The following is a 24,041-nucleotide window of genomic DNA, read 5'->3' on the forward strand; positions in this document are numbered from 1 at the left end:
CCGTCGTCGCCGGTCGACCCCGCTGCCGCCGCGCGACGGTGTCGACGCCACCCGGGTGGTGCTGCGGGCCGGGCCCGCACGCACCGTCGCCGACTGTCTGCTCGACACCCGATCGCTGGTCGGGCTGACCCGCGCCGACCTCGACAATCGTGCCGCGCACGGCGAGATCGTCGACGCCGACGGCCGGCCGGTGGCACTCGACGACCCGGCGCGCCTCAATGCGTCGGTCTTTCTCTACCGGGATCTGCCCGACGAACCGCACATCCCCTTCGACCTGCCGATTCTCTATCGGGACGACGCGATCGTCGTCGTCGACAAACCGCACTTTCTGGCCACCATGCCGCGCGGGCGGCACGTCACCGAGACCGCGCTGGTCCGGCTGCGTCGCGACCTCGGCAACGATCTGATCGCGCCCGCCCACCGGCTCGACCGTCTTACCGCGGGTGTGCTGCTGTTCACCGTGCGGCCCGACGTGCGGGCGGCCTACCAGGACCTTTTCGCTCACCGGCGGGCGCGGAAGACCTATCGGGCGTTGGCGCCGGTACGGCCGGACCTGACCACCCCGGTGACGATCAGTAATCGGATCGAGAAGACCGCGGGGGATCTGCGGGCGCGGGTGGTCGACGGCGAGGTCAACGCGATCAGCACCATCACGCTGCTCGAGGACACCGCGGCGGGCGGCGTCTACGACCTCCGGCCGGAGACCGGCCGCACGCACCAACTGCGCATGCACATGGCCGAACTCGGGATCGGCATCGTCGGGGACCCGCTCTACCCCGACATTCGGCCCCATCTCGCCGAACGCCCCGATCACGGCGATTTCCGCGAACCGCTGCGATTGGTGGCGTATTCGCTGAGCTTCGACGACCCGCTCACCGGACAGGCGCGGGAGTTCGTGTCCGGGCGGTCGGTAGCCTGACGCAATGGCCATCCAGGCGAGCTACGAGCGGCATACCGATCTGGGCTGTGAGGCCGTCGTCTTCATCGACGACGAGTCCCTGGCGTGCTTCCAGATCCAGCGCGACCTCGTCGGCGGACCACGTGCCGACGAATACTGCGTGACCACCGGCGCCAGCGCGCCCATCTACAACGGCATCGTGCAGTGGCGCCGCGTCGAGGATCGATTCGAGTTCGCACTGACCCCACGAGCCGGTCGGCTGTTCGGCGACGACGTGCTGTCCTTCGAGGTCACCCCGCGCGATGGGGACACCGTCGACGAACTCGCCGCGCATGTCGATCGGTTGCTGCGCTGATCCGGCGACTACCCTGGGACGCGTGACTCAACCTTTCGACCCCAGCGCACTGTTCGGCGGCGGCGAGGGCGGTGACAACCCGATGGCCGGGCTGTTGGCGCAGGCTCAGCAGATGCAGGAGAAGCTGCTGTCCGCACAGAACGAGATCGCGGCGGCCGAGATCACCGGAACCGCCGGAAACGGCCTGGTCACGGTGACCGGAAACGGAACCGGCGAGGTCACCAAGGTGACCATCGATCCCAAGGTCGTCGACCCCGAGGATGTCGAGACCCTGCAGGACCTGGTCCTCGGTGCGCTCGCCGACCTGTCGACCAAGCGCGAGGAACTCGCGAGCGAGAAGATGGGCCCGCTCGCCGGTGGACTCGGCGGCGGCCTGCCCGGCCTCGGCTGAATCACCGGCCCGATGTACGAGGGACCCATTCAGGATCTGATCGACGAGCTCGCCAAACAGCCGGGACTCGGGCCCAAGGGCGCGCAGCGCATCGCGTTTCACCTGCTTTCGATCGACAACAACGAGATCGACCGGCTGATCAACGCGCTCGGCCGGGTACGCGACGATGTCACGTTCTGCGCCGAATGCGGCAACGTGTCGGCCAACGAGCTGTGCCGCATCTGCTCGGACTCGCGGCGTGACGCGACCAAGATCTGCGTCGTCGAAGAACCCAAGGATGTGCACGCGATCGAGCGGACCAAGGAGTTCAACGGCCGCTATCACGTGCTCGGCGGGGCGCTCGATCCGTTGTCCGGGATCGGCCCCGACCAGCTGCGGATTCGGGAACTGCTCAAGCGGCTGGCCAATCAGGCCGACGGCGTCGACGTCACCGAGGTGATCGTCGCGACGGATCCGAACACCGAGGGTGAGGCCACGGCCACCTATCTGCTGCGGATGCTCAAGGACTTCCCGGGACTGTCGGTGACACGACTGGCCTCCGGACTCCCGATGGGCGGCGACCTCGAGTTCGCCGACGAACTGACGCTCGGCCGTGCGCTGTCCGGTCGGCGTGTCCTGGCCTGAATGATCAGTCCCGACCTCGACGCGCGACTCGAGGAGCTCGCCGCCGAGATGGAATCCGGCATCGTCGCGATCGACGGTCCGTCGGGGGCGGGGAAGTCCACCGTGGCCGACGCGCTGGTCGCCAAACTCCGGTGCCGCGGCACCGGGGTGGTGTTGATCCGCACCGACGACTTCGCCACCTGGGACAACCCTGTCGCGTGGTGGCCGGAGCTGGAAACCGATGTGTTGCATGCGTTCATCCGTCGCCGCGACTACACCTACCGGCCGCGGGTCTGGCGCGACGGCGTACCCGGCCCCGGTCCGCAGGTCTGGTTGCGGTGGGAGCCGCTGCTGGTCATCGAGGGGGTGTCCTCGGCGCGGCAACGGATCGCCAAACGCCTCACCTACTCGCTGTGGCTCGATGGTGGTCCGGCCGCGGAACGGCTGGCACGTACCGTCGCCCGCGACGGTGAGGAGTCACGGCCGATGCTCGAACGATGGCAACAGTTCGAACGTGGCTGGTTCGCGGTCGACCGCACTCGTGAGCGGTGCCGCGTACTCGATTGAGTACCTTGTTCTCTGATCGCACCGACGCCGCGCGGACTACGGTGAAACCGTGGGCTACCGCAGCATCGTCGCACTCGACGCCGACCTCGTCGAGTGCCGGGCATGCCCGCGATTGGTGGCCTGGCGCGAACAGGTCGCGGCCGAGAAGCGTGCCGCGTTTGCCGACCAGACATATTGGGGCCGACCGGTTCCCGGATTCGGACCGATCGACGCACGAGTGCTGATCCTCGGTCTGGCGCCGGCGGCGCACGGCGCCAACCGCACCGGCCGCATGTTCACCGGCGACCAGAGCGGCGACGTGTTGTTCCGCGCGCTCTACGACGCCGGACTCGCCTCCCAACCCACCGCGACCGCCATCGACGACGGCATGACGCTCTACGGCGTGCGGATGACCGCACCGGTCCGGTGCGCTCCGCCGCAGAACAAGCCGACCGTCACCGAACGCGACACCTGCGCCCGATGGCTCGACGCCGAACTCGCGCTATTGCTGCCGACATTGCGGTCGGTGGTGGTGCTCGGGGCGTTCGGCTGGCAGTCCGGTTTGCGCGCTTTCCGCGACCTCGGCTGGGTGATCGATCGGCCACGGCCGAAGTTCACCCACGGTGCGCGTACGGTCATCCGACGGGGCGGCGAGGAGTTGACATTCTTTGCCAGTTACCATGTGAGTCAACATAATACGTTCACCGGGCGGCTCACGCCGGCCATGCTCGTGGACGTGCTGACGGCTGCGGCCGAGAATGCGGGGGTGTCGCGATGTTCCGGCTGACCACAGTGAATCGCTGGTTGGGGCGCGGTCCGGAATCCCGCTGCCGCTGTGGACATCGTCGAGATGCGCACCTGCACTACCGCACGGGGACCGACTGCTCGGTGTGCGGTGCCGAGGTGTGCTCGAAGTTCCGGTTCGCGATGTTCGACCGGGGGTGAGTCAGCCGCGGCGACCGGCAGCGAGTCGTTCCTTGCGCAGCCGATCCACCTCCGGAAGATCGAGCGGGGCAAGCGAATCCGTGCCCATTGCGCGGGCCAGCAGATAGTCGGCCAGTTCGGGATTGCGGGCCAGAGCTGGACCGTGCAGGTACGTGCCGATCACCGAACCGCTGACCACGCCCTCGGTGCCGTCGCCGACTCCGTTGCCGACGCCGTGCCGCACCCGCGCCAGCGGTGTCGAGTCGGGGCCGACGGTGGACCCGCCGCGGTGGTTCTCGAAGCCGGTCAGCGGCTGGGTCAGGCCGGGAAGTGTTGGGTCGGTGACCAATTCGCCGATGCTGCGGGTTGCCTGCGGCGAGGTCGTCAGGTCGAACAGGGAGATGCCGTCGACCCGCTCACCGGCCGAGGTCTCATACCAGTGACCGAGCACCTGGATGGCGGCGCAGATGGCGAGGACGGGGCGTCCCGCGGCCGCCGCACGCTGCAACCCGGGGAACCGGGTGAGGTGCCGGGTGGCCAGGCGTTGCGCGTAATCCTCTGCGCCACCGAGGGTGTAGACGTCAAGCGAGTCGGGAACCTCGTCGTCGAGGGTGATCTGGATGATCTCGGCATCGATGCCGCGCATCCGGGCGCGTTGCCGCAGGATCAACGCGTTACCACCGTCGCCGTAGGTGCCCATCACGTCGGGGAGCACCAGCCCGATCCGCAGGGTCGATTCGCTCACTGCTCCCCCTTTCGGGCCCGCTCCGCGCGTTCGATCGCGGTGCCGAGATCGCGGAAAGCCGTGTAGTTGGCCAGGACTTCGACGCGGCCGGGTGGGCACGACGCGATCGCCTTCAGGGGGTCGGGGATGGTGGTGTGCTCGGCACCGGCGTAGAGCAGACGCACCGAAAGATCCGCTGCGCGTTCGCCGGCCGCGACCACAGCCATCGTCTCGAACGCCTCGAACCGCACATCCCACAGCCAGGAGAGATCCTCGCCGTCGGGCACTTGCCCGTTGACCGCGATGACCAGTCCGTCGGCATCCTGGTCGATCATCGACAGCGCTTCCTGCCAGCCGGCCGGGTTCTTGGCCAACAGTGTCCGGACCGAATGGTTGCCCACCTGGTGCACGCCGTACCGTCCGGCGACCTCGCCGACTGTGCCTACCGCCGCAACGGCTTTCGCGGGGTCGGCGCCCATAGCGACCGCCGCGGCCACGGCCTGGGTGGCGTTGCCGCGATTGGCCCGGCCCGGTACCGACAGGGTCAGTGGTGCTTGGAAACCGTTGGGGCCGTAGATGTTGTCGTCGTCGAACCACCAGTCCGGGGTGGGTCGACGGAAGTTCTCGTCGCCGCTGGAGCGCCAGTCGTCGCCGGACCGGATGATCGGCTCACCGGTGCGCGGGCAGCTGACCGAGTCGCCCACCCAGCTCGAACCCGCGGCCACCCACAGAACTTTCGGAGCGTCGAAGGCCATCGAGGTGATCAAGACGTCGTCACAGTTGGCGACGATCGTCGTCTCGGGATGATGCGAGATCCCCTCGCGCAGGCGACGTTCGATCATGTTGATCTCGCCGACGCGGTCCAGTTGATCGCGGGAAAGGTTGAGGAGCACAAGAACTTCGGGGTCGACGGCGTCGCTGACGTGCGGGACGTGCAGTTCGTCGACCTCGAGAGCGCAGATGGATGCGCCGCGATCCAGGGTGAGGGTGGCGATGATGCCGGCATCCATGTTGGCACCGTCGGCCTGCGTGGCGACCGCGCCCAACTCGGACAGGGCGGCGGCGGTCATCCGGGTGGTGGTGGACTTGCCGTTGGTGCCGGTGACGATCGCGGTGCGTTTCCCGGCGGCGAGACGACCCATGATCTGCGGGTCGATCTTGGCGGCTACCAGACCGCCGATCATCGAGCCCTTGCCGCGGCCCGCGGTGCGCGACGCCCAGCGTGCCGCGGACGCCGCGCCCAGGGCCACGGTGGTGCGGAGCGGGAGGCGGTTCCGGTCGGACATGGGTGAGAGTCTGTCACAAGGTGCTCGACGGAGCGCGTCTGCGCAGGCCGGGTACGCTCGCGGCCGTGAGCCAGGCCACAGAGTTGTCATTGAGTATTTCCGCCCGTATTCAGCGCGTCGTGATGCGCGGGACCGGGGCCCTGCCGCCGTCGGTATTGCGCCGGGCGGTAGGCAAGCGCAACCGGGTGAACTCCGACGGCGACCGGCTGGCGCCGGAGATGGCGTTGACCGGCTGGGTCGCCGAGACCCTGCCGGCGTTCGAGTTGGCGGGTAAGCCGGTCGCGAAGGCCCGCGCGGACCTGCGGGAGAACGCCGGCGCGCTGGCCGAGGACCTGCCGCCGATGGCCGTCGAGGAAGATCTGCACATCGACGGTCCCGACGGGCGGATCCCCGCCACCCGCTACCGCGCGCAGATCGAGTCGGTGGGCGTAATGGTGTTCTTCCACGGCGGCGGGTTCGTGCAGGGTGATCGCGTCACCCACGACAACCTGGTACGTCGGCTGGCCATCGCCACCGGCGCCGACGTGCTCTCCGTGGACTATCGGCTCGCCCCGGAGCACCCGTTCCCGGCGGCCGTCGACGACGCCCTCGCGGCCTGGCGTTTCGCCGTGGACAAGGCCCCGACCTGGGGTGTTCCGGTCGATCGGATCGCGGTCGCCGGCGACAGCGCGGGCGGCAACCTCAGCGCGGTCATCGCCCAGCAGGTGCGTGGCGAGGACGTGACGCCGTGCCTGCAGATGCTGATCTATCCCGCCACCGATCTGGTCACCAAGCGCGAGTCCCGCCGTGAGTTTGCCTCGGGTCTGTTCCTGACCGATGAGCACATGGATTGGTTCCTCGATCACTACGTGCCCGACCTGGCGCAGCGCACCGACCCGCGGGTGTCGCCGTTACTGGCCGACGACCTGTCGGGCGTCGCGCCCGCCTACGTGATCGTCGCCGGGTTCGACCCACTCCGGGACGAGGGCATCGCCTACGCCGAGCGCCTGCGGGAGGCCGGGGTCCCGGTCACCCTCGACCGCGCGAGCAGCCTCATCCACGGCTTCGCGAACATGACGCTCATCAGCCCCGATGCCCGCGCCGCCGTCAACAGGATCGGGGACGCCCTCGCGGGTGCGTTCCGCTGAACGCACGCGCGGGCGATTGACCGGCGCCGCCAGCACTCCGACCGCACAGCCGAGGATCACCACACCCGCACCGACGATCTCGACGACGCTTGGCGCCTCACCCAGCAGTGCCCAGGCTGCGGTGATGCCGACGACCGGCACCAGCAGCGACATCGGCGCAACCCGGCTGGCCGGGTACTTCGAGAGCAGCATCGTCCAGAGTCCGGAGCCGGCGATGGTGCCGAGCAGCACCGTGTAGGCGAGCCCGACCAGCGCGAGGATGCCGGTATGGGTGCCCAGGGTGGTCAGCGAGTCGATGCCGGCCGTGGGGCCGTCGACGATGATGCTGAGGATCAGGAACGGGATCGGCGGGACCACCGACATCCACAGGGTCATGCGGAGTGGGTCGTCGGGTCGGGCGCCGGGAGCGGAGCGAGCGGGCCCGGTCGATACAGCCTGGCGACTGCCGATGTTGCCGAAGGCCCAGCCGAGGCCGCCGAGCACGGTGAGCAGCATCGGCACCACCGCGCCGATGCCGAGCGAGCTGTGCGTCGCGCGATCGATGGCGATCGCGACCATGCCGCCGACGGCGACCGCGATGCCGATGACCTGCAGCGGACTCATCCGCTCGCCGAGGAACAACACGCCGAGCAGGACGGTGAACGGTGCCGAGGTCTGCAGGACCAGGGAGGCGAGCCCGGTCGGCATGCCCATGTGCATGGCGAGGAAGAGGAACGCGAACTGCAGGACGCCGAATCCGACGGCGTAGAGCAGGAACCAGCGCATCTGCACCTTGGGGAACCGGACGAAGAGGATCACCGGGATCGCCATCACCGCGAAGCGCAGGGCAGCGCAGAAGAACGGCGGAAAGTGATCGAGGCTGAGCCGGATCGCGATGAAGTTGAACCCCCACATCGCGACCACGGCCAGCGCGAGCAGCCGGTCACGGTTTGTCATGACAAGAAGTCTGATCGGATTGTTGTTCCAGAACAATCGAATTGTTTCTGACTAACGTTGTAGAGACTCTTAATTATCGGGGTTCAGGGAGTCGACGAGATCCAATCCTCGCCGCGCCCAAGCGATCTCCGCGCGCGACTTGTCGATCAGTCCTTCGTAGGTGAAGGCCTTGTAGGCGACGATCTTCTCGTGGTCGGCCGCCGGATACTTCTCCAGGCGTTTGGCGATGTTCGGGTGGGTGGTGGCCAGGATCGTCTCCCGCATCGCGACCCATTGGTCGACCTGCTGCTGGTGGTAGTCGATGTGTCGACGCAGGTGGTCGCGGGCGCACTCGGGGTCGGCCCACTCGTAGTAGGCGGCCTGCAGGTGTACGGGATCGCGGACCGGTTGGTACTCGAGAGTGGTGTTCATCCAGTCCCGTAGCGCACCAATGCCGTCGTCGGTGATGGAGTACCGCGTCTTGGTGCTGCGCGGTCCCCAACGGACCTGCTCGCCGGCGATGAGTCCGTCCTTCTCCATCTTGCGGAGCTCGGGGTAGATCTGGGAATCGGGCGCATGCCACACGTGTCCGACGGATGCCTCGAAGCGCTTGGCCGCGTCGTATCCGGTCATGGGTTCGGCGGTCAGCATCGCCAGGAGTGCGTGACGGAGACTCATGCCCCCATTCAACCGAGCCGACTCGCTATTGCCAAAGACTATGAAGATAGTTATTGTGTGTGCCGTATCACTTACTAACTATCTCCGTAGTGAGTGTCGCAGCCCAGAGTCGCAAGGAGCACGCATGACCGACCTCAGTCCGTCCGGAGCCACCGCCAAGAACATGGCCTACCCCCTCAACGCCTGGTATGTCGCCGCGTGGGACCACGAGGTCGGCCGGTCGCAGATCCTGTCCCGCACGATCGCGGGCAAACCGATGGCGATCTACCGCACCACCGACGGACGTCCGGTGGCCTTGGCCGACGCCTGCTGGCATCGCCTCGCCCCGCTGTCGATGGGCAAGCTCATCGGTGCCGATGGCATCCAGTGCCCGTACCACGGGCTGCAGTTCAACTCCGCCGGCCGCTGCACCAAGATGCCCGCGCAGGAGACCATCAACCCGTCGGCGATGGTGTCATCGTTCCCCGTCGTCGAGCGCTACCGCTACGTGTGGGTCTGGCCCGGCGATCCCACCCAGGCCGACCCGTCACTGATCCCCGACATGTTCCAGATGGACTCCCCCGAGTGGGCCGGCGACGGACAGACCATCGACGTGCGCGCGAATTACCAACTCGTGCTGGACAATCTGATGGACCTCACGCACGAGGAGTTCGTACACTCGTCGTCGATCGGGCAGGACGAACTGAGCGAGTCCGACTTCGTGGTCACCCACACCGACCGCACCGTGACGGTCAGTCGTTGGATGCACGACATCGACGCACCGCCCTTCTGGCTCAAGAACATGCGCGACAAGTTCCCCGGCTTCGAGGGCAAGGTCGACCGGTGGCAGATCATCGAGTTCGAGGTGCCGTCGACGATCCGCATCGACGTCGGAGTGGCCAAGGCGGGAACCGGTGCGCCGGAGGGCGATCGGAGCCAAGGCGTGAACGGCTTCGTGATGAACACGATCAGTCCCGTCGACGAGCGCACCGCGCTGTACTTCTGGGCGTTCATGCGCAACTACTGCCTCGACAGCCAGCTCATCACCACCCAGCTGCGCGAGGGCGTGCACGGCGTGTTCGGCGAGGACGAGGAGATGCTGACCGCGCAGCAGCAGGCGATCGAGGCCAACCCGGATCACGAGTTCTACAACCTCAACATCGACGCCGGCGGCATGTGGGTCCGTCGTCTCATCCAACGGATGGTCGAGGCAGAGCGATCGATGACCGCCGATGCTGCGGTCGTCGGGGCGGTGCGCTGACATGGTCGCCGCCAATCAAGCAGAATGGGCTCGTGGACAGGTGATTTCGACCCGCGCCGCAGCAGGCCAGATCGCCGAGATCGTGATCGCGGTGGACCGTCCGGTGCGTGCCGAGCCAGGTAGCCATGTCGACGTCCGACTACCCGACGGGGACACCCGCTCCTACTCGGTGGTGGCTGCCGACGGTGCGACAGTGACCCTCGGCGTCCGGCGATCGCCGACGTCACGCGGCGGGTCGCGGTACATGCACTCGCTGGTTCCTGGTGATCCGATCGATATCACGTTGCCGTTACAGAACTTTCCGTTCGGAGTTGGTGCACGCACCTATGTGCTGCTGGCCGGCGGTGTCGGTATCACCGCGCTGAAGGCAATGGGTGAGATGGTCCGACGTCTCGGGGTCGACTACCGCTTCATCTATGTCGGCCGCACGCGGCAGGCGATGGCCTTTGTGCCGGAACTCGTTGCCACTCATGGTGATCGATTCGAGCTGCTGGTGAACGACGAGGGTGGGGTGCTCGACGCCGGGAGCCTGGTCGCCGGCCTCGATGACCAGACCGAACTCTACATGTGCGGCCCGATCCGCTTGATGGACGCGGTTCGTCGCGCATGGGTGACGCGCGACCTGCCGCTACCCAACCTGCGGTACGAAACCTTCGGCAACAGTGGATGGTTCGACCCGGAAGAGTTCGTCGTCGAGGTGCCCTCCATGGGCATCGAGGCCACCGTGAGTGCCGGCGAATCGATGCTCGACGCCCTCGAACGCGCAGGCGTCGACATGATGTTCGACTGCCGCAAGGGCGAATGCGGACTGTGTCAAGTGGATGTCGTGTCGGTCGACGGCGTCATCGACCACCGCGATGTCTTCCTCAGCGAGAAGCAGAAGGACACATCGAACCACCTGTGCGCGTGCGTATCCCGCGTGGCCGGTGGCTGCGGTCGTCGTCGCTCGACCGACGCACCCGTCATCACGCTCGCCCTCAACTGACCCCAGAATACCTCTCCCCCAAGGAATCACCATGGATCTGCGTTCCCGCATCGACGTCTCGCCGATGCGCCCCTACCAATGGCTGATCGTCGGCCTCTGCGTCGTGCTGAACATCCTCGACGGATACGACGTGATGGCACTGGCGTTTACGGCCAAGAGTATCGGTGCCGACTTCGGACTGAGCGGATCGGCCATCGGCCTGCTGATGAGCGCCGGTCTGGTCGGCATGGCGGTCGGTGCGCTGTCACTGGGCCCGCTGGCCGACCGCATCGGACGTCGGCCGATGATCCTGCTGTCGGTCGGCATGGCCGCGGCGGGCACCGCGCTCTCGGCAACCGCGGGCGGCGCAGAGCAACTCGGCCTGTGGCGGGTGCTGACCGGGCTGGGGATCGGTGGCATCCTCGCCTCCACCACGGTCATCGCGAGTGAATACTCGTCGACGCGGTGGCGTGGGCTGGCCATCAGTGTGTACACCGCAGGCTATGGTGTCGGCGCGACGCTTGGTGGTCTGGCGGCCGTCGGGTTGATGGCCGATCACGGTTGGCGCGCAGTGTTTGTCGTGGGTGCGGTGCTCACCGGTCTGGTGCTGCTGATCCTGGCTGCCCTGCTGCCGGAATCCATCGACTTCCTCAACTCCCGCGGTCGTGCGGGTGACCTCGACCGGGTGAACAAGATCGCCGCGCGGATCGGCCAACCTGCGGTCGCGTCGCTGACCGCCGCATCCGGCGACGCCGACGGCCGGACCGGGCGGATCGGAGAGCTGTTCGCACCCGGCCGCCTACGGTCGACGCTGCTACTGTGGGCCGCCTTCTTCGCGACCATGTACGGCTTCTACTTCGTGAACTCGTGGACGCCGTCGCTCCTCGAAACAGCCGGTCTCACCAAGGATCAGAGCGCAACGGCGGGCATGATGCTGACCCTGGGCGGCACCGTCGGCTCCATCATCTTCGGCCTGCTCACCAGCAAGTGGGCGGTGCGCCCGGTGCTCATCGGATTCACCCTCGGCTCCGCGGCGCTGATGGTGATGTTCATCCTCTCCACCCCGATGCTGATCGTGGCGTTCATCCTGGGTGTGCTGATCGGTGCGCTGATCAACGGCTGTGTCGCCGGCCTGTACACCCTCGCGCCGGCACTGTACGGGCCCCGCATCCGGACCACCGGCGTCGGCTGGGCGATCGGAATCGGCCGTGCCGGAGCCATTCTCGCTCCGATGGCCACCGGAGCTCTCCTCGACGGAGGGTGGTCGTCGCAGCAACTCTACTTCGGTGCAGCAGCGATCGTCACGGTGTCCGCGGTGGCGCTGTTCCTGCTGCGGACCCCGCAGCGTTCGGTTTCGGTGCAGGACCAGGCCGCAACCACCGCTGCGGTCTGATCGAGCCCTACACTGCCGTACGGCCACCGTCCACAGGTACGACCGCACCGTGGATGAACCGGGAGTCGTCGCCGGCGAGGAAGCAAATGGTTTCCGCTATCTCGTGAGGACTGGCGACGCGGCGTGCGGGGGCCATGTGTGCAAGCCGATCCAACCCCCGCTCGCCCAAGGCCTCGGCAGTTCCTTCAGTGAGCGTGGGGCCCGGTGCCACGGCGTTGACTCGTACGCCGCTGGGGCCGAACTCCGCAGCCCACGATTTAGTCAGCAGATTCAGTGCCGCCTTGCTCGACGCGTACACCGCCGACGCTGGAGTGCCGAACGACGCGACCATCGTGCTCACATTGACGATCACGCCGTCGCCGCGCTCGGCCATCGGCGGCGCCAGCGCGGCAACGAGGAAGAACGGAGCCTTGACGTTTACCGCATACGCTGAATCGAAGTCGATCCCGCGCATCGATTTCGTTGGGCCCATCGGTGCGATCGCCGCATTGTTGATCAGAATGTCGACGCGACCGGCGCAATCGGTCGCGCGTGCGGCAAGATCGGCGCAACCCTGGATGTCACTGAGATCGCCAGGCAAGAAATCGGCAGTCCCGCCCGCCTCGCGGATCTCGTCCACAAGGGCATTCCCGCGGACCCGGTCGCGCCCACTCGCCAGCACTCGGATGTTTCGTTGTGCGAGCAATAGTGCGGTCGCCCGGCCGATTCCACTCGTCGCGCCGGTCACCAGCGCAGTCTTCTGTTCCTCCGACATACGCCGAATATACGAGAACTACGTTCTCGTATTGGAGGTACCCGAATAGTCCGGTGTGCGTGCCGCATTACCTGGGACGCTGTCAGCGCCAACCAAGTTCTGGTGCGACGTACTTCAGGATCGACTCGATGACGTGGGCGTTGTAGTCGACACCCAGCTGGTTCGGCACGGTCAGCAACAGGGTGTCGGCAGCGGCGATCGCCTCGTCCTCGCGGAGTTGCTCGACGAGCTTGTCCGGTTCGGCGGCGTAGCTCTTGCCGAAGCGGGCAATTCCGCCGTCGATGTAGCCGACCTGATCGTCCTCGTCGCCGCTGCGCCCGAAGTATGCGCGGTCCATGTCGTTGGTGATGGCGAAGATGCTGCGGCTCACCGACACTCGGGGTTCGCGGGTCCAGCCGGCCGCGGTCCAGGCGTCACGGAACCGGTCGATCTGCTCGGCTTGCAACTTGTGGAACGGGATGCCGGTGTCCTCGGTGAGCAGCGTCGAACTCATCAGGTTCATCCCCTGCTGCGCCGTCCATTCGGCGGTGGCACGAGAGCCGGCGCCCCACCAGATGCGGTCGCGCAGTCCCGGTGACTGCGGCTCGATCGGCAGTGCACCCGGGGGATTGGGGAACATCGGTTGGGGGTTGGGTTGCGCGAAGCCGTTGCCCTCGATGACCTTCAGGAAGACGTCGGTGTGCTGGCGGGCCATGTCGGCGTCCGTCATCCCTTCCGGCGGGACGTACCCGAAGTACTTGTAGCCCTCGATGACCTGCTCGGGGGATCCCCGGCTGATGCCGAGCTGGAGTCGGCCTTCCGAGATCAGGTCCGCGGAGCCGGCATCTTCGGCCATATACAGCGGATTCTCGTAGCGCATGTCGATGACGCCGGTGCCGATCTCGATGCGATCGGTCTTGGCGCCGACCGCCGCGAGGAGCGGGAACGGGGAGGCCAACTGGCGCGCGAAGTGATGGACGCGGAAGTAGGCGCCGTCGGCGCCGAGTTCTTCGGCGGCGACCGCGAGGTCGATGGACTGGAGGAGTGTGTCCGCACCGGTTCGCACCTGCGAGCCGGGGGCGTCGGACCAATGCCCGAACGAGAGGAAACCGATCTTCTTGCTCATAGTTGTAGTAAATGGTACTTCGGTCCGGTTAATTCCCTCGGGTGGTCAGTCCTGGCTCAGTCGGCCGTCGATGCGGCGCCAGATCTGGTCCGGATTGCCGTCGGCGATGGGCGCCGGCAGGAGGTCGGCGGGCGTGTTCTGGTACGCCACCGGCCGGAGGAAACGTTCGATGGCCAGGGATCCGACCGATGTGCTGCGCGGATCGGAGGTCGCCGGATATGGACCGCCGTGCACCATCGCGTGGCACACCTCGACGCCGGTGGGCCAGCCGTTGAAGATGATTCGTCCGGCTTTGAGTTCCAGATGCGACATCAGGTCACCGGCCTGGGCGAGATCGTCGTCGGTGCTGTGCAGCGACGCGGTCAGCTGGCCTTCAAGCGCATCGGTGACCGCGACCAGTTCCGCGGCGTCCTGACAGCGAACGACGACGCTGGAGGCGCCGAAGACCTCCTGACGCAATTCGTCGGTCGACAGGAACGTTGCGGCGTCGGTGCTGAAGAGCGCACCGCGACAGGTGTGTGGTCCGGCTGGTTCCTCCTGGCCGCGGGCCTCGGTGGTTGCGGCGGCCGCCAGATGCTGCACGCCGGATGCGTAGGCGCGTGCGATGCCGGGGGTCAGCATGGGTGTCGGGCTGGTGTCGCCGAGGGCCTTGGCCGCGGCGGTGACGAACCGGTCGAGATCGGGGCCGTCGACCGCGATGACCAGCCCGGGGTTGGTGCAGAACTGTCCGGAGCCCATGGTCAGCGACCCGACGAAGGCCTCGCCGAGTTCTTCGGCACGTTCGGCCAGGGCGCCGGGGAGCGGGTAGACGGGGTTGATCGAACTCATCTCCGCGTAGACCGGGATCGGTTCGGGTCGCGATGCCGCGGCGTGGACCAGTGCCAATCCGCCGGCGCGGGACCCGGTGAACCCGACCGCCTTGATGTGCGGATCGGTGACGAGCATGGCGCCGATCTCGTTGCCGCCGTTGATGAGTGAGAACGTTCCGGCAGGCATGCCGGTGGACGACACCGCATCGGTGATCGCCCGGCCGACCAATTCGGAGGTGCCGGGGTGGGCGTCGTGGGCTTTGACGACGACCGGGCACCCCGCTGCGAGTGCGGAGGCGGTGTCGCCGCCCGCGACGGAGAAGGCGAGCGGGAAGTTGCTCGCACCGAATACCGCCACCGGTCCGAGTGGGATCTTGCGTTGTCGAATATCGGGGCGGGGCAACGGCTTCCGATCGGGCAGCGCCGGATCGATCCGCGCGCCCTGCCAACTGCCCTCGCGGAGGACCGCGGCGAACAGCCGGAGCTGGCCTGCGGTGCGGGCGACCTCGCCGGTGATCCGGGCGACGGGCAACCCGGATTCGGCGACCGCCCGCTCGATGATCGGGTCGGCAGCCGCGTCGAGGTTGTCGGCGATGGTGTCGAGGAAAACCGCGCGGGCCTCGGAGGTCGTCGCGCGGTACGTCGGGAAGGCCTCGGCTGCGGCCGTCGTCGCATCGGTGACCCCGACGATGGTCGCGTACCGATACGCGGGTTCGAGCTGCTCGCCGGTCGCCGGGTTGATGGCGAGGATCGCGTTGATGCCGGTGCCGGACTCGTAAGAACCGGCGATGATCATCTGTCCAGACGGCGTTGGCATGGTTCGACGGTACCGCGACTGGGCCACGCACTGGCCGCGGTTGGTTATTGCCGGCTGACGCCGGGGGTTGCGTTGACAGCGCCCTTGGCGCCCGCGATCCGGCTACGGGCCGTTGTAACTTGACCTCATGGATGTCAAGCGGCTGCGGGTGCTGCGGGAGTTTGCCGACCGGGGGTCGGTGGGGGCGGTGGCCGACGCGATGCACATGACACCGTCGGCGGTGTCGCAGCAGCTGAGGGTGCTGGCCAAGGAGGCGGGGGTCGAGCTGCTGGAGCAGGATGGTCGTCGTATCCGGTTGACCGACGCCGGGCGTGCATTGGTCTTGCGGGCCGACGAGGTGATCGCGGCGGTGGATCGGGCGCAGGAGGAGATGGCGTCATACCGATCCGGGAACGTGTCGGTGCGGCTGGCGATGTTCCCGTCCGGTGCCACGCTGCTGCTGCCGTCGGTGCTCGACCGGGCGGCGCAGCGAGGCATCGACGTCCATGCCTCCCATCTCGACGTCGGCTATCCTGAAGCGCCGAATGCGTTGGCGGACTTCGACATCGTCGTGACGCACCGTGACGAGCGCACCGCGTCGGTGCGGCTACCGCGGGTGCAGGTCACCGAGCTGATGCGCGAGCCGATCGACGTGGTGGTGTCGGGGGATTCGCCGCTGGCCGAGCGGGAATCGGTGGCGGTTGAGGAATTGGCCGAGCATGATTGGATCAGCGTCCAGGGCGGCTTTCCGGTTGACGATGTGCTGCTGTCGATTTCGGCGGTCACCGGGGTGGCGCCGCGGGTGGTGCAGCGGATGCTGGACTTCTCGACAATCGAGGCGCTCGTCGCGGGTCACCACGGGATCGCGCTGATGCCGCGGTACGCCGCTCGAGACCCCCGAGTGAAACTGTTGGAAATCAAAGGAATTCGCGCGGCACGTGTCTACGAGGCACTGACGAGGCCATCGACGAAGGCCGCGGTCGGCACGATGATGGATGTGCTGACCGCGGCCTCGCGGGAATTCTGATCAGAAGACGGTGCTGCCGCCGTCGATGCCGACGCGTTGGGCCGTCATGAATTTCGACTCGTCGGACGCGAGGAACGCGACGACGTTCGCGATCTCGTCGGCTTCGGCGACGAATTGGTTGAGGAACCCCATGCCCATCCCCTGCAGGCGCGGGTTGGACTCGGCGGTCTTCTCCAGCCGCTCGACCATGCGGCCCGAGCCCATCGGGGTGGCGACGCCGCCGGGATGCACAGTGTTGACACGGATGTTGTGCTGGCCGAGTTCGGCGGCGAACGCTCGGGCCATGCCGACCAGGGCATGCTTGCTGGTCGTGTAGTGCACCATGAACGGCTGCATCTTGAGGCCGGCCGCCGAACTGATCAGGATGATCGAGCCGCCGCCGCGTGTGATGACATGCGGGGCGGTGGCCATGACGGTGTTCCAGGTGCCGGTCACGTTGATGTCCATGACGTCGGCGAAATCCTGGCCACTGATCTCGTCCCAGGTTTGCGGCGGGCAGATGCCGGCGTTGGCGACGACGATGTCGAGCCCGCCGAACTCGCTGACACCGCCGTCGACGGCGCCCTTCAACCCGTCGAGGTCGCGGATGTCGCAGCGAGAAAGCAGGGCCTGCGAGCCCTCGGCCTCGACCAGACGGTGGGTCTCCTCGAGGTCCTCCGGGGTCGCCGGGTCGTAGGGGACCGCACCCGGGAGCGGCCCGGCGATGTCGACGCCGATGATCTTGGCGCCCTCGCGGGCCAGGCGCACCGCGTGGGCGCGCCCCTGTCCGCGGGCGACGCCGGTGATGAAGGCAACTTTGCCGTCGAGTCGAGCCATGGTTGTTTCTCTCTTCGAATGGGGGTGGGTGCCTGATGCCGTCAGGCGCGGCGCAGAGCCGGATCGCCCTGGTGGGCGACGGTTCGTTCGTAGGCGTCGTTGAAGGCGCGCAGTTCGTGCAGCAGTGCCTCCGGTGAGCCGGGATCCAGGTCCGCGAAGACCCGTTTCAGCCGGTCGGCGCGAATCCGCCCGTCGTGCTCGAACGCTTCGATACCCTCCGGCGTCGGGCGCAGCCGTCGAGATACTTGTCCCGCGACCTCGAAGCGCTCGAGGTAGCCGTGCCGGATTGCGGCGTTGACCTGGCGATTGACGGTGGATTGGTCGAGATCGAGCTCTTCGCTCAGGTCGCGGAGAGTGCGGGGCCGCCCGTCGGAGAGAACCCACAGAATGGCGAACGCGGATGCCTCGAGCCGGGCACCGGCGACGACATTGGTCTTCCGTCGCCCCATCCGAAGAAGTTCCTCCGCGAGTTCCCCGTAGACGGGCGACGGCCATATCGAGTCATCGTCAATGTGCCCCACGACCCCGACCTCCCTGATGTGACCCAGCCGACAATCTACCGGTGAGCTGGTCATGTGCATAGTACATATGTAACGTACATATCCTCTAGGAGGATTGCCATGACTTCGACACCATCCGGTGACGCGACACCCGTGGATCAGCTGCCGCACAGTGCATCGGCCGAAGAAGGCCACACCGGCGCGGCGCTGACTGCGGTCATCGTCCTGTGCTTCGGTGGCCTGGTCGCGTCGCTGATGCAGACGCTGATCATCCCGATCCAGCCGGAATTGCCCACCCTGCTGAATACGACGATCTCGAACGCGTCCTGGGTGGTCACCGCCACGCTGCTCGCTGCGGCCGTCGCGATGCCGATCGCCGGCCGGCTCGGCGACATGTTCGGCAAACAGCGGGTCCTGCTGGCCAGCGCGATCCTGCTGGTCATCGGATCGCTGGTGTGTGCCCTGGGGACCACACTCATCCCGATGATCGTCGGCCGCGCGATTCAAGGTCTGGCGATGGGCTTCATCCCGGTCGGCATCAGCCTCATGCGGGAGATCACGCCGCCACGGCTGACGTCGGCGGCGGTCGCCGCGATGAGCGCCACCCTCGGCGTGGGCGGCGCGATCGGCCTCCCGCTGTCGGCGTGGGTTGCGCAGCAATGGGATTGGCGCGCGCTGTTCTGGGTGTCCGCGGGTCTCGCGGTGATCGTCGTGCTGCTGGTGGCGGTGCTTGTTCCGCATCTCGACGACAGCAACGGTGGACGACTGGACATCATCGGCGCGATCGGACTCGCGCTCGGTCTGTCCGGCGTGTTGATCGCCGTTTCCAAGGGCAACGATTGGGGCTGGGGCTCGGCCACCACGCTCGGACTGCTGTTCGGCGGTCTGGCACTGCTGGTCGTGTGGGGATTCTTCGAACTCCACCACAGCGATCCCCTGGTGGACCTACGGACGACGGCCCGGCCGGCGGTCCTGCTGACCAACCTCGCCGCGATCGCCATCGGCTTCGGCATGATGGCCCAGGCCATCGTGATGCCGCAGCTGCTCGAGATCCCCGAAGCCATGGGCGGTCTGGGCCAGACTCTGCTGGCCGCCGGCCTGTGGATGGCGCCCGGCGGTCTGATGATGCTGGTGTTCGCGCCGGTGTCGGCGACGTTCATCAACAAGCTCGGCGCCAAATACACGATGGCGATCGGTGCGACGGTGCTCGGCCTCGGTTACCTCGGGGCGTTCTTCCTGATGAACGCGCCGTGGCAGCTGGCTGTCGCGTCGCTGATCTGTTCGGCCGGTGTGGGTATCGGTTACGCGGCGATGCCGACCCTGATCATGGGGTCGGTACCGATCCGCGAGGCCGGTGCCGCCGTGGGCCTGAACGGGTTGATGCGGTCGATCGGCACCACCACCGCGTCGGCGGTGATGGCGCTGGTGCTCACCAGCTCGACCATGGAGTTCGGCGGCCACGAGGTACCGAGCCACAGCGCGTTCCGCTGGTGCTTCCTGATCGGCGCGGTCGCGGCCTTCATCGGCGTGGCCATCACGTTGATCATTCCGGTGGCGCGGAAGCGATCCGACGCCGCGCCCGCAGCGGAAAGTGTTGCCGCTGCGGCCGAGTGATCTCGCTCCTCGAAGCCGAATCCGCTCCCTCGACCGAGGGAGCGGATTCGCAACGAGGGAGCGGAAGCTGATCAGGCGGCGACCAGCGTCCGCTCATCCGCCGGGGATCGACGTCGTCCCTGCAGCGACACGGCGGTCACGAGCAGCGCACCGATGATCGCGGGGATCGCGAAGGCATAGAAACTCATCTTCGCGCCGAGCCCGGCCTCGAGGATGAAGCCGGCCATCGCCGGGCCGAGCATCGCGCCGATACGGCCGAGACCCATCACCACTCCGAGTGCCGAACCACGGTTGGCGGTGGGGAAGTTGGTGGCGACGAATCCGTAGAGCACCGAGTTGGTTCCGGTGCCGCCGATGCCGGCGCCCAGGATCGCGATCATCACCCAGATGGTGTCGAGCTTGTTGCTCAGCACCAGCAGTGACACCGCGCCAACGAGGAACAACACCGTCACCACTCGAGCGCAGCCGACGCGGTCCGCGAAATACGAGCCGGCGATCGCGCCGATGACACCACCGGCCTGCAGCAGCAACATGAACGTCAGTGCCGAGTCGAGTGCGTAACCCTGCTCGCGCATCAGCGCCGGGGCCCAGGTGTTCAGCCCGTACACGACGACGTTCACGCAGATGCTGATGACGGTGAAGAGGATGAGCTTGGAGACCAGCGGCCGCTCGAACAGGCGACGCATGCCGGGTGCCTGTGCCGCGGAATCGGTCTGGGCGCGAACGGTTGCCACGACGGTGTCGTAGTCGAGACCGTATTCGGCGGAGAGAGCTCGACCTTCGTCGTCGCGGCCGCGAGCGGCAAGGTACCCGACCGATTCGGGGAGGCGGAAGTACATGATCGGGATGAGGATCAGGAAGGCTGCGCCGAGACCGAATAGGACTCGCCAATCATGGTGCGGGAGAAGATACATGGCGCTCAGCGCGGCCAGGATGCCGCCGAAGGAGAAGCCGGTGAGCATCGTCGCGTTGTAGAGCTGGCGCCGCCGCCGCGGGGCGTACTCCATGGTCAGTGCGACCGCGGAGGGGACCACACTACCGATGCCGATGCCGGTGAGAAACCGTGCCACACCGAACATCTCGACGTTCATCGCGACCGCCGACAACATCGAGCCGGCCGAGATCCAGGTGACGCCGATGAGCATCACCTTGCGGCGGCCGATGCGGTCGGTCAGCGGACCGGCAGTGAGGAAACCGACCATCAGACCAGCGAGGGTCCACGTGCCGATCAGTCCGGCGGTGCCGTGGCTGAGGTTCCAGCCCGGCTCGTCGAGGATCTTGGGTAGTGCCGCGCCGTAGACGACCATGTCATAGCCGTCGGCGACGATCGTCAGGAAGCACAGGACCGCGACGGCGAGGCCGCTGCGGGATCGGGTGCGGGTGGGTGTGGTCACGACATCCTCCGGGGGCGGGTGGTGTGCGGTTGGTCAGCGCCAGGTGAGTCGATCGGCTCTGTGCGCTGTCTCGGAAACCTCGCTGACTGCGAGCTAGATCACACGATACATTGTGCATAATGCGAAACAAGTCACAGAAAGGAATCTCTCGATGAGTGAGAAAACAACCGCGCGGGTCGTCGTATCCGGAACCGACGCGGCAGGACGGTCCGCGGTGGTGGCCGATGGGCCGACCCAGACGTGGGCGTGGCGCCCGGACGGTTCGCGGGTGATGGATTTGTGGCGTACCGACATGCTGCCGTCCAGTGTCGATGCCGACAACGCGCTGACCGGCGAGGTTGTCGATGTCCCGCGGGGTGGGCTGGTGGTGCGCATGTGCACGTTTGCGCCCAACAGCGATATGGATGCGGTCGCCTACGCCGCCGCCATTGCCGACGTCTATGGGCGGCAACCGGAGAACACCGGCGTGCCGGGCATGCACCGCACCGATTCCGTCGATGTCGTGACCGTCGTCTCCGGTGAGGTCTACGCGGTCCTGGAGACCGCCGAGACCCTGCTCCGGGCCGGTGACTGCTTCGTGCAACGCGGCACCGCGCATGCCTGGCACAACCGATCGGGACAACCGGCGACGGTCGTGTCGACGATGGTCTCGGCCGACCGCTAATCGTGCAGAGTGACCGGGGTGGCGGGGTGTTCGTCGGCGACGAGGCTCGCGAGCAGGCGCAGTGCCTGCTCGGTCGTCGAGCCGGGTTCGGCGGTGTAGCCGATCAGGGCCAGGCCTTCGGCGCTCGCGAGGTCGAGCACTTCGTACTGCAGCGTCAGCTCGCCCACGTCGGCGTGCTGGAAGAGCTTGGTGCCACGACGATGCGCGGTCACCCGATGGGCGGCCCACCGAACCCGGAATTCGTCACTGCGGGTGGCCAGTTCGCCGATCAGCCCGGTGACGGCCGGCGAATTGGGAGACCTTGCCGCCTCGACGCGCAGCAGCGCGACGGCATCGTCGGCGGATCGGTTCCCATTCGGGAACGTCTCGTCGGAATCGGTTGTGAGGAACGTGAATCGGGCGATGTTCGGCGCCGCAGTTCCGGCGTGATCGAAGACGGGCTGGTAGACGGCGCGGCCGAGCGCGTTGGCGGCGACGATGTCGAGATGGCCGTTGATGACGATTGCCGGCGCGTTGACCATCGAGTCCATCAGAGCCTGAACACCTTGCGGCACCTTCTTTCCCGCTCGCCGGGCGGGCTTGCGGGCGGTGCGTTTCGCGGTTGCTGCGCCCACCAGATCGAACAGGTGCGAGGTCTCCTCGTCGGAGAGCCGCAGCGCGGACACGATCGCGCCGAGCACCTCGTCGGAGACGCCGACGACGCCACCGCGTTCGATCTGGGTGTAGTACTCGGTGCTGACGCCGGCGAGTTGGGCGACCTCTTCGCGTCGCAGACCGGGCACACGACGACGTCCGCCCGCCGGCAGACCGACCTGGTCCGGCGTGATCTCGGCGCGACGGGCCATCAAGAAGTCGCGGATGTCCTTGGCGATATCCATGACTCCACCGTAGAAACTTCTGCCGACAAAGGGGAGGGGCTGCTGGTCCCCCCTATAACCGCACTCTGCCACGCGTCGTTGTCGCGCGGCAGCATGAGTTCTGTCAGTGAGCCGCACGGCTCGAACCACCAACCACCACACAGGGAGCACCACGTGGACGCAGTCACCTTCCCCAGCGGCCCGATCAGCATGGCCGGCAATCTCTTCACCCCCGCGGACTTCGATGCGTCGAAGAAGTATGCGGCGCTCGTCACCGTTCACCCCGGTGGCGGCGTCAAGGAACAAACCGCGGGACTGTATGCGAGCAAGTTCGCCGACGAGGGTTTCGTGACCCTCGCCTTCGACGCCTCGTTCCAGGGCGAGAGTGGTGGTGAACCCCACCACCTCGAGGACCCGTATGCCCGCGTCGAGGACGTTCGCGCCGCGGTCGACTATCTGCAGTCGCTGGACTATGTCGATTCCGATCGGATCGGCGTGGTCGGTATCTGTGCGGGCGGTGGGTACGCCATCAACGCCGCCATGACCGACCATCGCGTCAACGCGGTGGCCACCGTCAGCGCCCTCAACATCGGCACCGCCTGGCGGCAGGGCTGGTACGGCCTCGATCCCGATTCGGCAGCCGCACCGATGCTCGATCAGGTGGCGCAGCAGCGCACCGCCGAAGCCGAAGGCGGCGAGGTGGCGACCGCGCCGTACGTGCCGGCCGAACCCGACGACGACACTCCCTACGACCTCGCGCAGGCATCCGAGTACTACCTGACCCCGCGGGCCCAGCATCCCAACGCGCAGAACACCTATCTGCTCTCGGCGAGCATTCCCCGCATTATGGGATTCGACGCGTTCAACCTCGTCGAGGACCTGTTCACCAAACCGGTGATCATCGTCGCCGGCAGCGAGGCCGGATCGCTGTGGCACTCCACCGAATTGCACGCGAAGCTCAACAGCACCAAGAAGATGGTCGTCGTCGACGGCGGCACCCACATGGACTTCTACGACGTTCCGAAATACGTGGACCGCGCGGTCAGTGAGATCAAGCCGTTCCTCGACGAGCATTTGGCGGCCAAGTGACCGAACAGCCGTCGGCGGCACAGCGACTCGTCGGTGAGATCACTCCGAAACTGGCCGATCTCACCGACGAGGTCCTGTTCGGAGATGTGTGGGCGCGTGCGGAACTGTCCCCGCGTGACCGTAGCCTCATCACCGTTGCCGCGCTGATCACGCAGCACCGGCCCGATCAACTGTGCTCGCACCTCAATCGCGCTCTCGACAACGGTGTTTCGCGCTCGGAGCTGAGCGAGATCGTGACGCATCTGGCGTTCTACGCGGGCTGGCCGAGCGCGGTGAGTGCGGCGGTTATCCTGCAAGAGGTTGTCGCAGCACGCGGCTGACCAGAAGGGACTTCTTTCGTGACGGGTCCGGCACTCTTCCACCGACGGCACGACGACGGCCGGAAGGCGCTGTGGCAGTTCCCGCTCCCGGTGGTCGATGATGCCGATCCGACACCGTTCCAGATGACCGCGTGCGCCGCCCAGATGTTCGACCGTACCGGCGTGTTCGGCACGGTAACCGTTACGGCGCTGGAGAACTCGACGCACACCGTCGATCTACGGAAGCACGGGCACGGAGTCTGACTCTCCTAT

At 66.9% G+C, this 24,041-nt stretch carries 26 protein-coding genes and 1 pseudogene; 16 read left to right on the forward strand and 11 right to left on the reverse strand.

The window, feature by feature from the left end; genetic code table 11:
- Positions 1-55 precede the first annotated feature (55 nt).
- Genes AAFP30_RS06655 through AAFP30_RS06680 form a run of 6 tightly spaced genes read left to right on the forward strand, consistent with a single transcriptional unit; the run spans position 56 to position 3,580 of the window.
- A complete protein-coding gene (locus tag AAFP30_RS06655; protein ID WP_419229080.1) occupies positions 56-919 on the forward strand; it encodes a pseudouridine synthase in 864 nt (287 codons plus the stop codon).
- A 4-nt stretch (positions 920-923) separates the two neighbouring features.
- A complete protein-coding gene (locus tag AAFP30_RS06660; protein ID WP_419229081.1) occupies positions 924-1,253 on the forward strand; it encodes a hypothetical protein in 330 nt (109 codons plus the stop codon).
- The gene (locus AAFP30_RS06665; protein ID WP_419229217.1) at positions 1,231-1,644 is read left to right on the forward strand and encodes a YbaB/EbfC family nucleoid-associated protein; all 414 of its coding nucleotides are present in this window, start codon (positions 1,231-1,233) and stop codon (positions 1,642-1,644) included. Before AAFP30_RS06660 ends, AAFP30_RS06665 begins: the two co-directional genes overlap by 23 nt.
- 12 nt (positions 1,645-1,656) lie before the next feature.
- Positions 1,657-2,268: a recombination mediator RecR gene (recR, locus tag AAFP30_RS06670; RefSeq protein ID WP_419229082.1), complete on the forward strand. Its 612-nt coding sequence runs from the start codon at positions 1,657-1,659 to the stop codon at positions 2,266-2,268.
- A complete protein-coding gene (locus AAFP30_RS06675; protein ID WP_419229083.1) occupies positions 2,269-2,814 on the forward strand; it encodes a uridine kinase family protein in 546 nt (181 codons plus the stop codon).
- Between the two features lie 49 nt (positions 2,815-2,863).
- Complete coding sequence (locus AAFP30_RS06680) at positions 2,864-3,580, forward strand: uracil-DNA glycosylase (protein WP_419229084.1); 717 nt, start codon at positions 2,864-2,866, stop codon at positions 3,578-3,580.
- Between the two features lie 159 nt (positions 3,581-3,739).
- On the opposite strand, the gene AAFP30_RS06685 is transcribed toward AAFP30_RS06680, so the two are convergent.
- Together AAFP30_RS06685 and AAFP30_RS06690 are read right to left on the reverse strand one after the other, a co-directional pair.
- Positions 3,740-4,462 carry a type 1 glutamine amidotransferase gene (locus tag AAFP30_RS06685; protein ID WP_419229085.1) on the reverse strand — a complete coding sequence of 241 codons (723 nt, stop codon included), beginning with the start codon at positions 4,460-4,462 and terminating at the stop codon, positions 3,740-3,742.
- Entirely contained in the window at positions 4,459-5,727 is a 1,269-nt protein-coding gene (locus AAFP30_RS06690) for a MurT ligase domain-containing protein (RefSeq protein ID WP_419229086.1), read from the reverse strand. The genes AAFP30_RS06685 and AAFP30_RS06690 overlap by 4 nt, the downstream gene beginning before the upstream one ends.
- A 65-nt stretch (positions 5,728-5,792) precedes the next feature.
- Here AAFP30_RS06690 and AAFP30_RS06695 point away from each other — a divergent pair, with 65 nt between their 5' ends.
- On the forward strand, positions 5,793-6,854 hold the full coding sequence (locus AAFP30_RS06695) for an alpha/beta hydrolase (protein WP_419229087.1): 1,062 nt from the start codon (positions 5,793-5,795) through the stop codon (positions 6,852-6,854).
- Positions 6,855-6,905: 51 nt separating this feature from the next.
- Here AAFP30_RS06695 and AAFP30_RS06700 read toward each other — a convergent pair.
- A pseudogene (locus AAFP30_RS06700) lies at positions 6,906-7,790 on the reverse strand (EamA family transporter); the annotation flags it as partial.
- Positions 7,791-7,859: 69 nt separating this feature from the next.
- Positions 7,860-8,447 (reverse strand): PadR family transcriptional regulator, encoded by a 588-nt coding sequence (locus tag AAFP30_RS06705; RefSeq protein ID WP_419229088.1) that lies wholly within the window; start codon positions 8,445-8,447, stop codon positions 7,860-7,862.
- A gap of 124 nt (positions 8,448-8,571) precedes the next feature.
- Between AAFP30_RS06705 and AAFP30_RS06710 the strand changes: the two genes are divergently transcribed.
- From AAFP30_RS06710 to AAFP30_RS06720, 3 genes are read left to right on the forward strand one after another with little or no spacing between them, the layout of a single operon-like run.
- On the forward strand, positions 8,572-9,687 hold the full coding sequence (locus tag AAFP30_RS06710; RefSeq protein WP_419229089.1) for a Rieske 2Fe-2S domain-containing protein: 1,116 nt from the start codon (positions 8,572-8,574) through the stop codon (positions 9,685-9,687).
- A 1-nt stretch (position 9,688) separates the two neighbouring features.
- Positions 9,689-10,672: a PDR/VanB family oxidoreductase gene (locus AAFP30_RS06715; RefSeq protein WP_419229090.1), complete on the forward strand. Its 984-nt coding sequence runs from the start codon at positions 9,689-9,691 to the stop codon at positions 10,670-10,672.
- Positions 10,673-10,703: 31 nt separating this feature from the next.
- Complete coding sequence (locus AAFP30_RS06720; RefSeq protein ID WP_419229091.1) at positions 10,704-12,044, forward strand: MFS transporter; 1,341 nt, start codon at positions 10,704-10,706, stop codon at positions 12,042-12,044.
- A gap of 7 nt (positions 12,045-12,051) precedes the next feature.
- Here the strand turns inward: AAFP30_RS06720 and AAFP30_RS06725 are convergent, their stop codons facing one another.
- From AAFP30_RS06725 to AAFP30_RS06735, 3 genes are all read right to left on the reverse strand, one after another.
- Positions 12,052-12,771, reverse strand: a complete 720-nt coding sequence (locus AAFP30_RS06725; protein ID WP_419229092.1) for an SDR family NAD(P)-dependent oxidoreductase — start codon at positions 12,769-12,771, stop codon at positions 12,052-12,054.
- Positions 12,772-12,880: 109 nt separating this feature from the next.
- On the reverse strand, positions 12,881-13,903 hold the full coding sequence (locus AAFP30_RS06730; RefSeq protein WP_419229093.1) for an LLM class flavin-dependent oxidoreductase: 1,023 nt from the start codon (positions 13,901-13,903) through the stop codon (positions 12,881-12,883).
- Positions 13,904-13,948: 45 nt separating this feature from the next.
- Positions 13,949-15,529, reverse strand: a complete 1,581-nt coding sequence (locus tag AAFP30_RS06735; protein ID WP_419229094.1) for an aldehyde dehydrogenase (NADP(+)) — start codon at positions 15,527-15,529, stop codon at positions 13,949-13,951.
- A gap of 127 nt (positions 15,530-15,656) precedes the next feature.
- Here AAFP30_RS06735 and AAFP30_RS06740 point away from each other — a divergent pair, with 127 nt between their 5' ends.
- Complete coding sequence (locus AAFP30_RS06740; RefSeq protein ID WP_419229095.1) at positions 15,657-16,535, forward strand: LysR family transcriptional regulator; 879 nt, start codon at positions 15,657-15,659, stop codon at positions 16,533-16,535.
- Here the strand turns inward: AAFP30_RS06740 and AAFP30_RS06745 are convergent, their stop codons facing one another.
- Together AAFP30_RS06745 and AAFP30_RS06750 are read right to left on the reverse strand one after the other, a co-directional pair.
- Positions 16,536-17,351 (reverse strand): mycofactocin-coupled SDR family oxidoreductase, encoded by an 816-nt coding sequence (locus tag AAFP30_RS06745; RefSeq protein WP_419229096.1) that lies wholly within the window; start codon positions 17,349-17,351, stop codon positions 16,536-16,538.
- Positions 17,352-17,392: 41 nt separating this feature from the next.
- Positions 17,393-17,872, reverse strand: a complete 480-nt coding sequence (locus tag AAFP30_RS06750) for a MarR family winged helix-turn-helix transcriptional regulator (protein WP_419229097.1) — start codon at positions 17,870-17,872, stop codon at positions 17,393-17,395.
- Positions 17,873-17,971: 99 nt separating this feature from the next.
- Between AAFP30_RS06750 and AAFP30_RS06755 the strand changes: the two genes are divergently transcribed.
- Positions 17,972-19,465: an MFS transporter gene (locus AAFP30_RS06755; protein ID WP_419229098.1), complete on the forward strand. Its 1,494-nt coding sequence runs from the start codon at positions 17,972-17,974 to the stop codon at positions 19,463-19,465.
- Between the two features lie 71 nt (positions 19,466-19,536).
- On the opposite strand, the gene AAFP30_RS06760 is transcribed toward AAFP30_RS06755, so the two are convergent.
- On the reverse strand, positions 19,537-20,859 hold the full coding sequence (locus AAFP30_RS06760; protein WP_419229099.1) for an MFS transporter: 1,323 nt from the start codon (positions 20,857-20,859) through the stop codon (positions 19,537-19,539).
- Positions 20,860-21,010: 151 nt separating this feature from the next.
- On the opposite strand from AAFP30_RS06760, the gene AAFP30_RS06765 reads away from it, so the two are divergent.
- On the forward strand, positions 21,011-21,523 hold the full coding sequence (locus AAFP30_RS06765) for a cupin domain-containing protein (protein ID WP_419229100.1): 513 nt from the start codon (positions 21,011-21,013) through the stop codon (positions 21,521-21,523).
- Here the strand turns inward: AAFP30_RS06765 and AAFP30_RS06770 are convergent.
- Entirely contained in the window at positions 21,520-22,401 is an 882-nt protein-coding gene (locus tag AAFP30_RS06770) for a helix-turn-helix transcriptional regulator (RefSeq protein ID WP_419229101.1), read from the reverse strand. The genes AAFP30_RS06765 and AAFP30_RS06770 overlap by 4 nt on opposite strands.
- Positions 22,402-22,554: 153 nt before the next feature.
- Here AAFP30_RS06770 and AAFP30_RS06775 point away from each other — a divergent pair, with 153 nt between their 5' ends.
- Genes AAFP30_RS06775 through AAFP30_RS06785 form a run of 3 tightly spaced genes read left to right on the forward strand, consistent with a single transcriptional unit; the run spans position 22,555 to position 24,032 of the window.
- Entirely contained in the window at positions 22,555-23,469 is a 915-nt protein-coding gene (locus AAFP30_RS06775) for an alpha/beta hydrolase (protein ID WP_419229102.1), read from the forward strand.
- The gene (locus AAFP30_RS06780; RefSeq protein WP_419229103.1) at positions 23,466-23,789 is read left to right on the forward strand and encodes a carboxymuconolactone decarboxylase family protein; all 324 of its coding nucleotides are present in this window, start codon (positions 23,466-23,468) and stop codon (positions 23,787-23,789) included. The genes AAFP30_RS06775 and AAFP30_RS06780 overlap by 4 nt, the downstream gene beginning before the upstream one ends.
- 18 nt (positions 23,790-23,807) lie before the next feature.
- The gene (locus tag AAFP30_RS06785) at positions 23,808-24,032 is read left to right on the forward strand and encodes a hypothetical protein (RefSeq protein WP_419229104.1); all 225 of its coding nucleotides are present in this window, start codon (positions 23,808-23,810) and stop codon (positions 24,030-24,032) included.
- Positions 24,033-24,041 lie beyond the last annotated feature (9 nt).

The organism is Gordonia sp. CPCC 205515 (assembly GCF_048537925.1).
Taxonomy (GTDB): domain Bacteria; phylum Actinomycetota; class Actinomycetes; order Mycobacteriales; family Mycobacteriaceae; genus Gordonia.

What these genes read in the sequence shown, in the direction of transcription:
- AAFP30_RS06660 (WP_419229081.1), top strand. Translation starts at nt 924, where the DNA reads ATGGCCATCCAGGCGAGCTACGAGCGGCATACCGATCTGGGCTGTGAG.
- AAFP30_RS06745 (WP_419229096.1), bottom strand. Translation starts at nt 17,351, where the DNA reads ATGGCTCGACTCGACGGCAAAGTTGCCTTCATCACCGGCGTCGCCCGC.
- AAFP30_RS06755 (WP_419229098.1), top strand. Translation starts at nt 17,972, where the DNA reads ATGACTTCGACACCATCCGGTGACGCGACACCCGTGGATCAGCTGCCG.
- AAFP30_RS06720 (WP_419229091.1), top strand. Translation starts at nt 10,704, where the DNA reads ATGGATCTGCGTTCCCGCATCGACGTCTCGCCGATGCGCCCCTACCAA.
- AAFP30_RS06665 (WP_419229217.1), top strand. Translation starts at nt 1,231, where the DNA reads ATGTCGATCGGTTGCTGCGCTGATCCGGCGACTACCCTGGGACGCGTG.
- recR (WP_419229082.1), top strand. Translation starts at nt 1,657, where the DNA reads ATGTACGAGGGACCCATTCAGGATCTGATCGACGAGCTCGCCAAACAG.
- AAFP30_RS06735 (WP_419229094.1), bottom strand. Translation starts at nt 15,529, where the DNA reads ATGCCAACGCCGTCTGGACAGATGATCATCGCCGGTTCTTACGAGTCC.
- AAFP30_RS06730 (WP_419229093.1), bottom strand. Translation starts at nt 13,903, where the DNA reads ATGAGCAAGAAGATCGGTTTCCTCTCGTTCGGGCATTGGTCCGACGCC.
- AAFP30_RS06705 (WP_419229088.1), bottom strand. Translation starts at nt 8,447, where the DNA reads ATGAGTCTCCGTCACGCACTCCTGGCGATGCTGACCGCCGAACCCATG.
- AAFP30_RS06675 (WP_419229083.1), top strand. Translation starts at nt 2,269, where the DNA reads ATGATCAGTCCCGACCTCGACGCGCGACTCGAGGAGCTCGCCGCCGAG.
- AAFP30_RS06715 (WP_419229090.1), top strand. Translation starts at nt 9,689, where the DNA reads ATGGTCGCCGCCAATCAAGCAGAATGGGCTCGTGGACAGGTGATTTCG.
- AAFP30_RS06710 (WP_419229089.1), top strand. Translation starts at nt 8,572, where the DNA reads ATGACCGACCTCAGTCCGTCCGGAGCCACCGCCAAGAACATGGCCTAC.
- AAFP30_RS06765 (WP_419229100.1), top strand. Translation starts at nt 21,011, where the DNA reads ATGAGTGAGAAAACAACCGCGCGGGTCGTCGTATCCGGAACCGACGCG.
- AAFP30_RS06740 (WP_419229095.1), top strand. Translation starts at nt 15,657, where the DNA reads ATGGATGTCAAGCGGCTGCGGGTGCTGCGGGAGTTTGCCGACCGGGGG.
- AAFP30_RS06690 (WP_419229086.1), bottom strand. Translation starts at nt 5,727, where the DNA reads ATGTCCGACCGGAACCGCCTCCCGCTCCGCACCACCGTGGCCCTGGGC.
- AAFP30_RS06770 (WP_419229101.1), bottom strand. Translation starts at nt 22,401, where the DNA reads ATGGATATCGCCAAGGACATCCGCGACTTCTTGATGGCCCGTCGCGCC.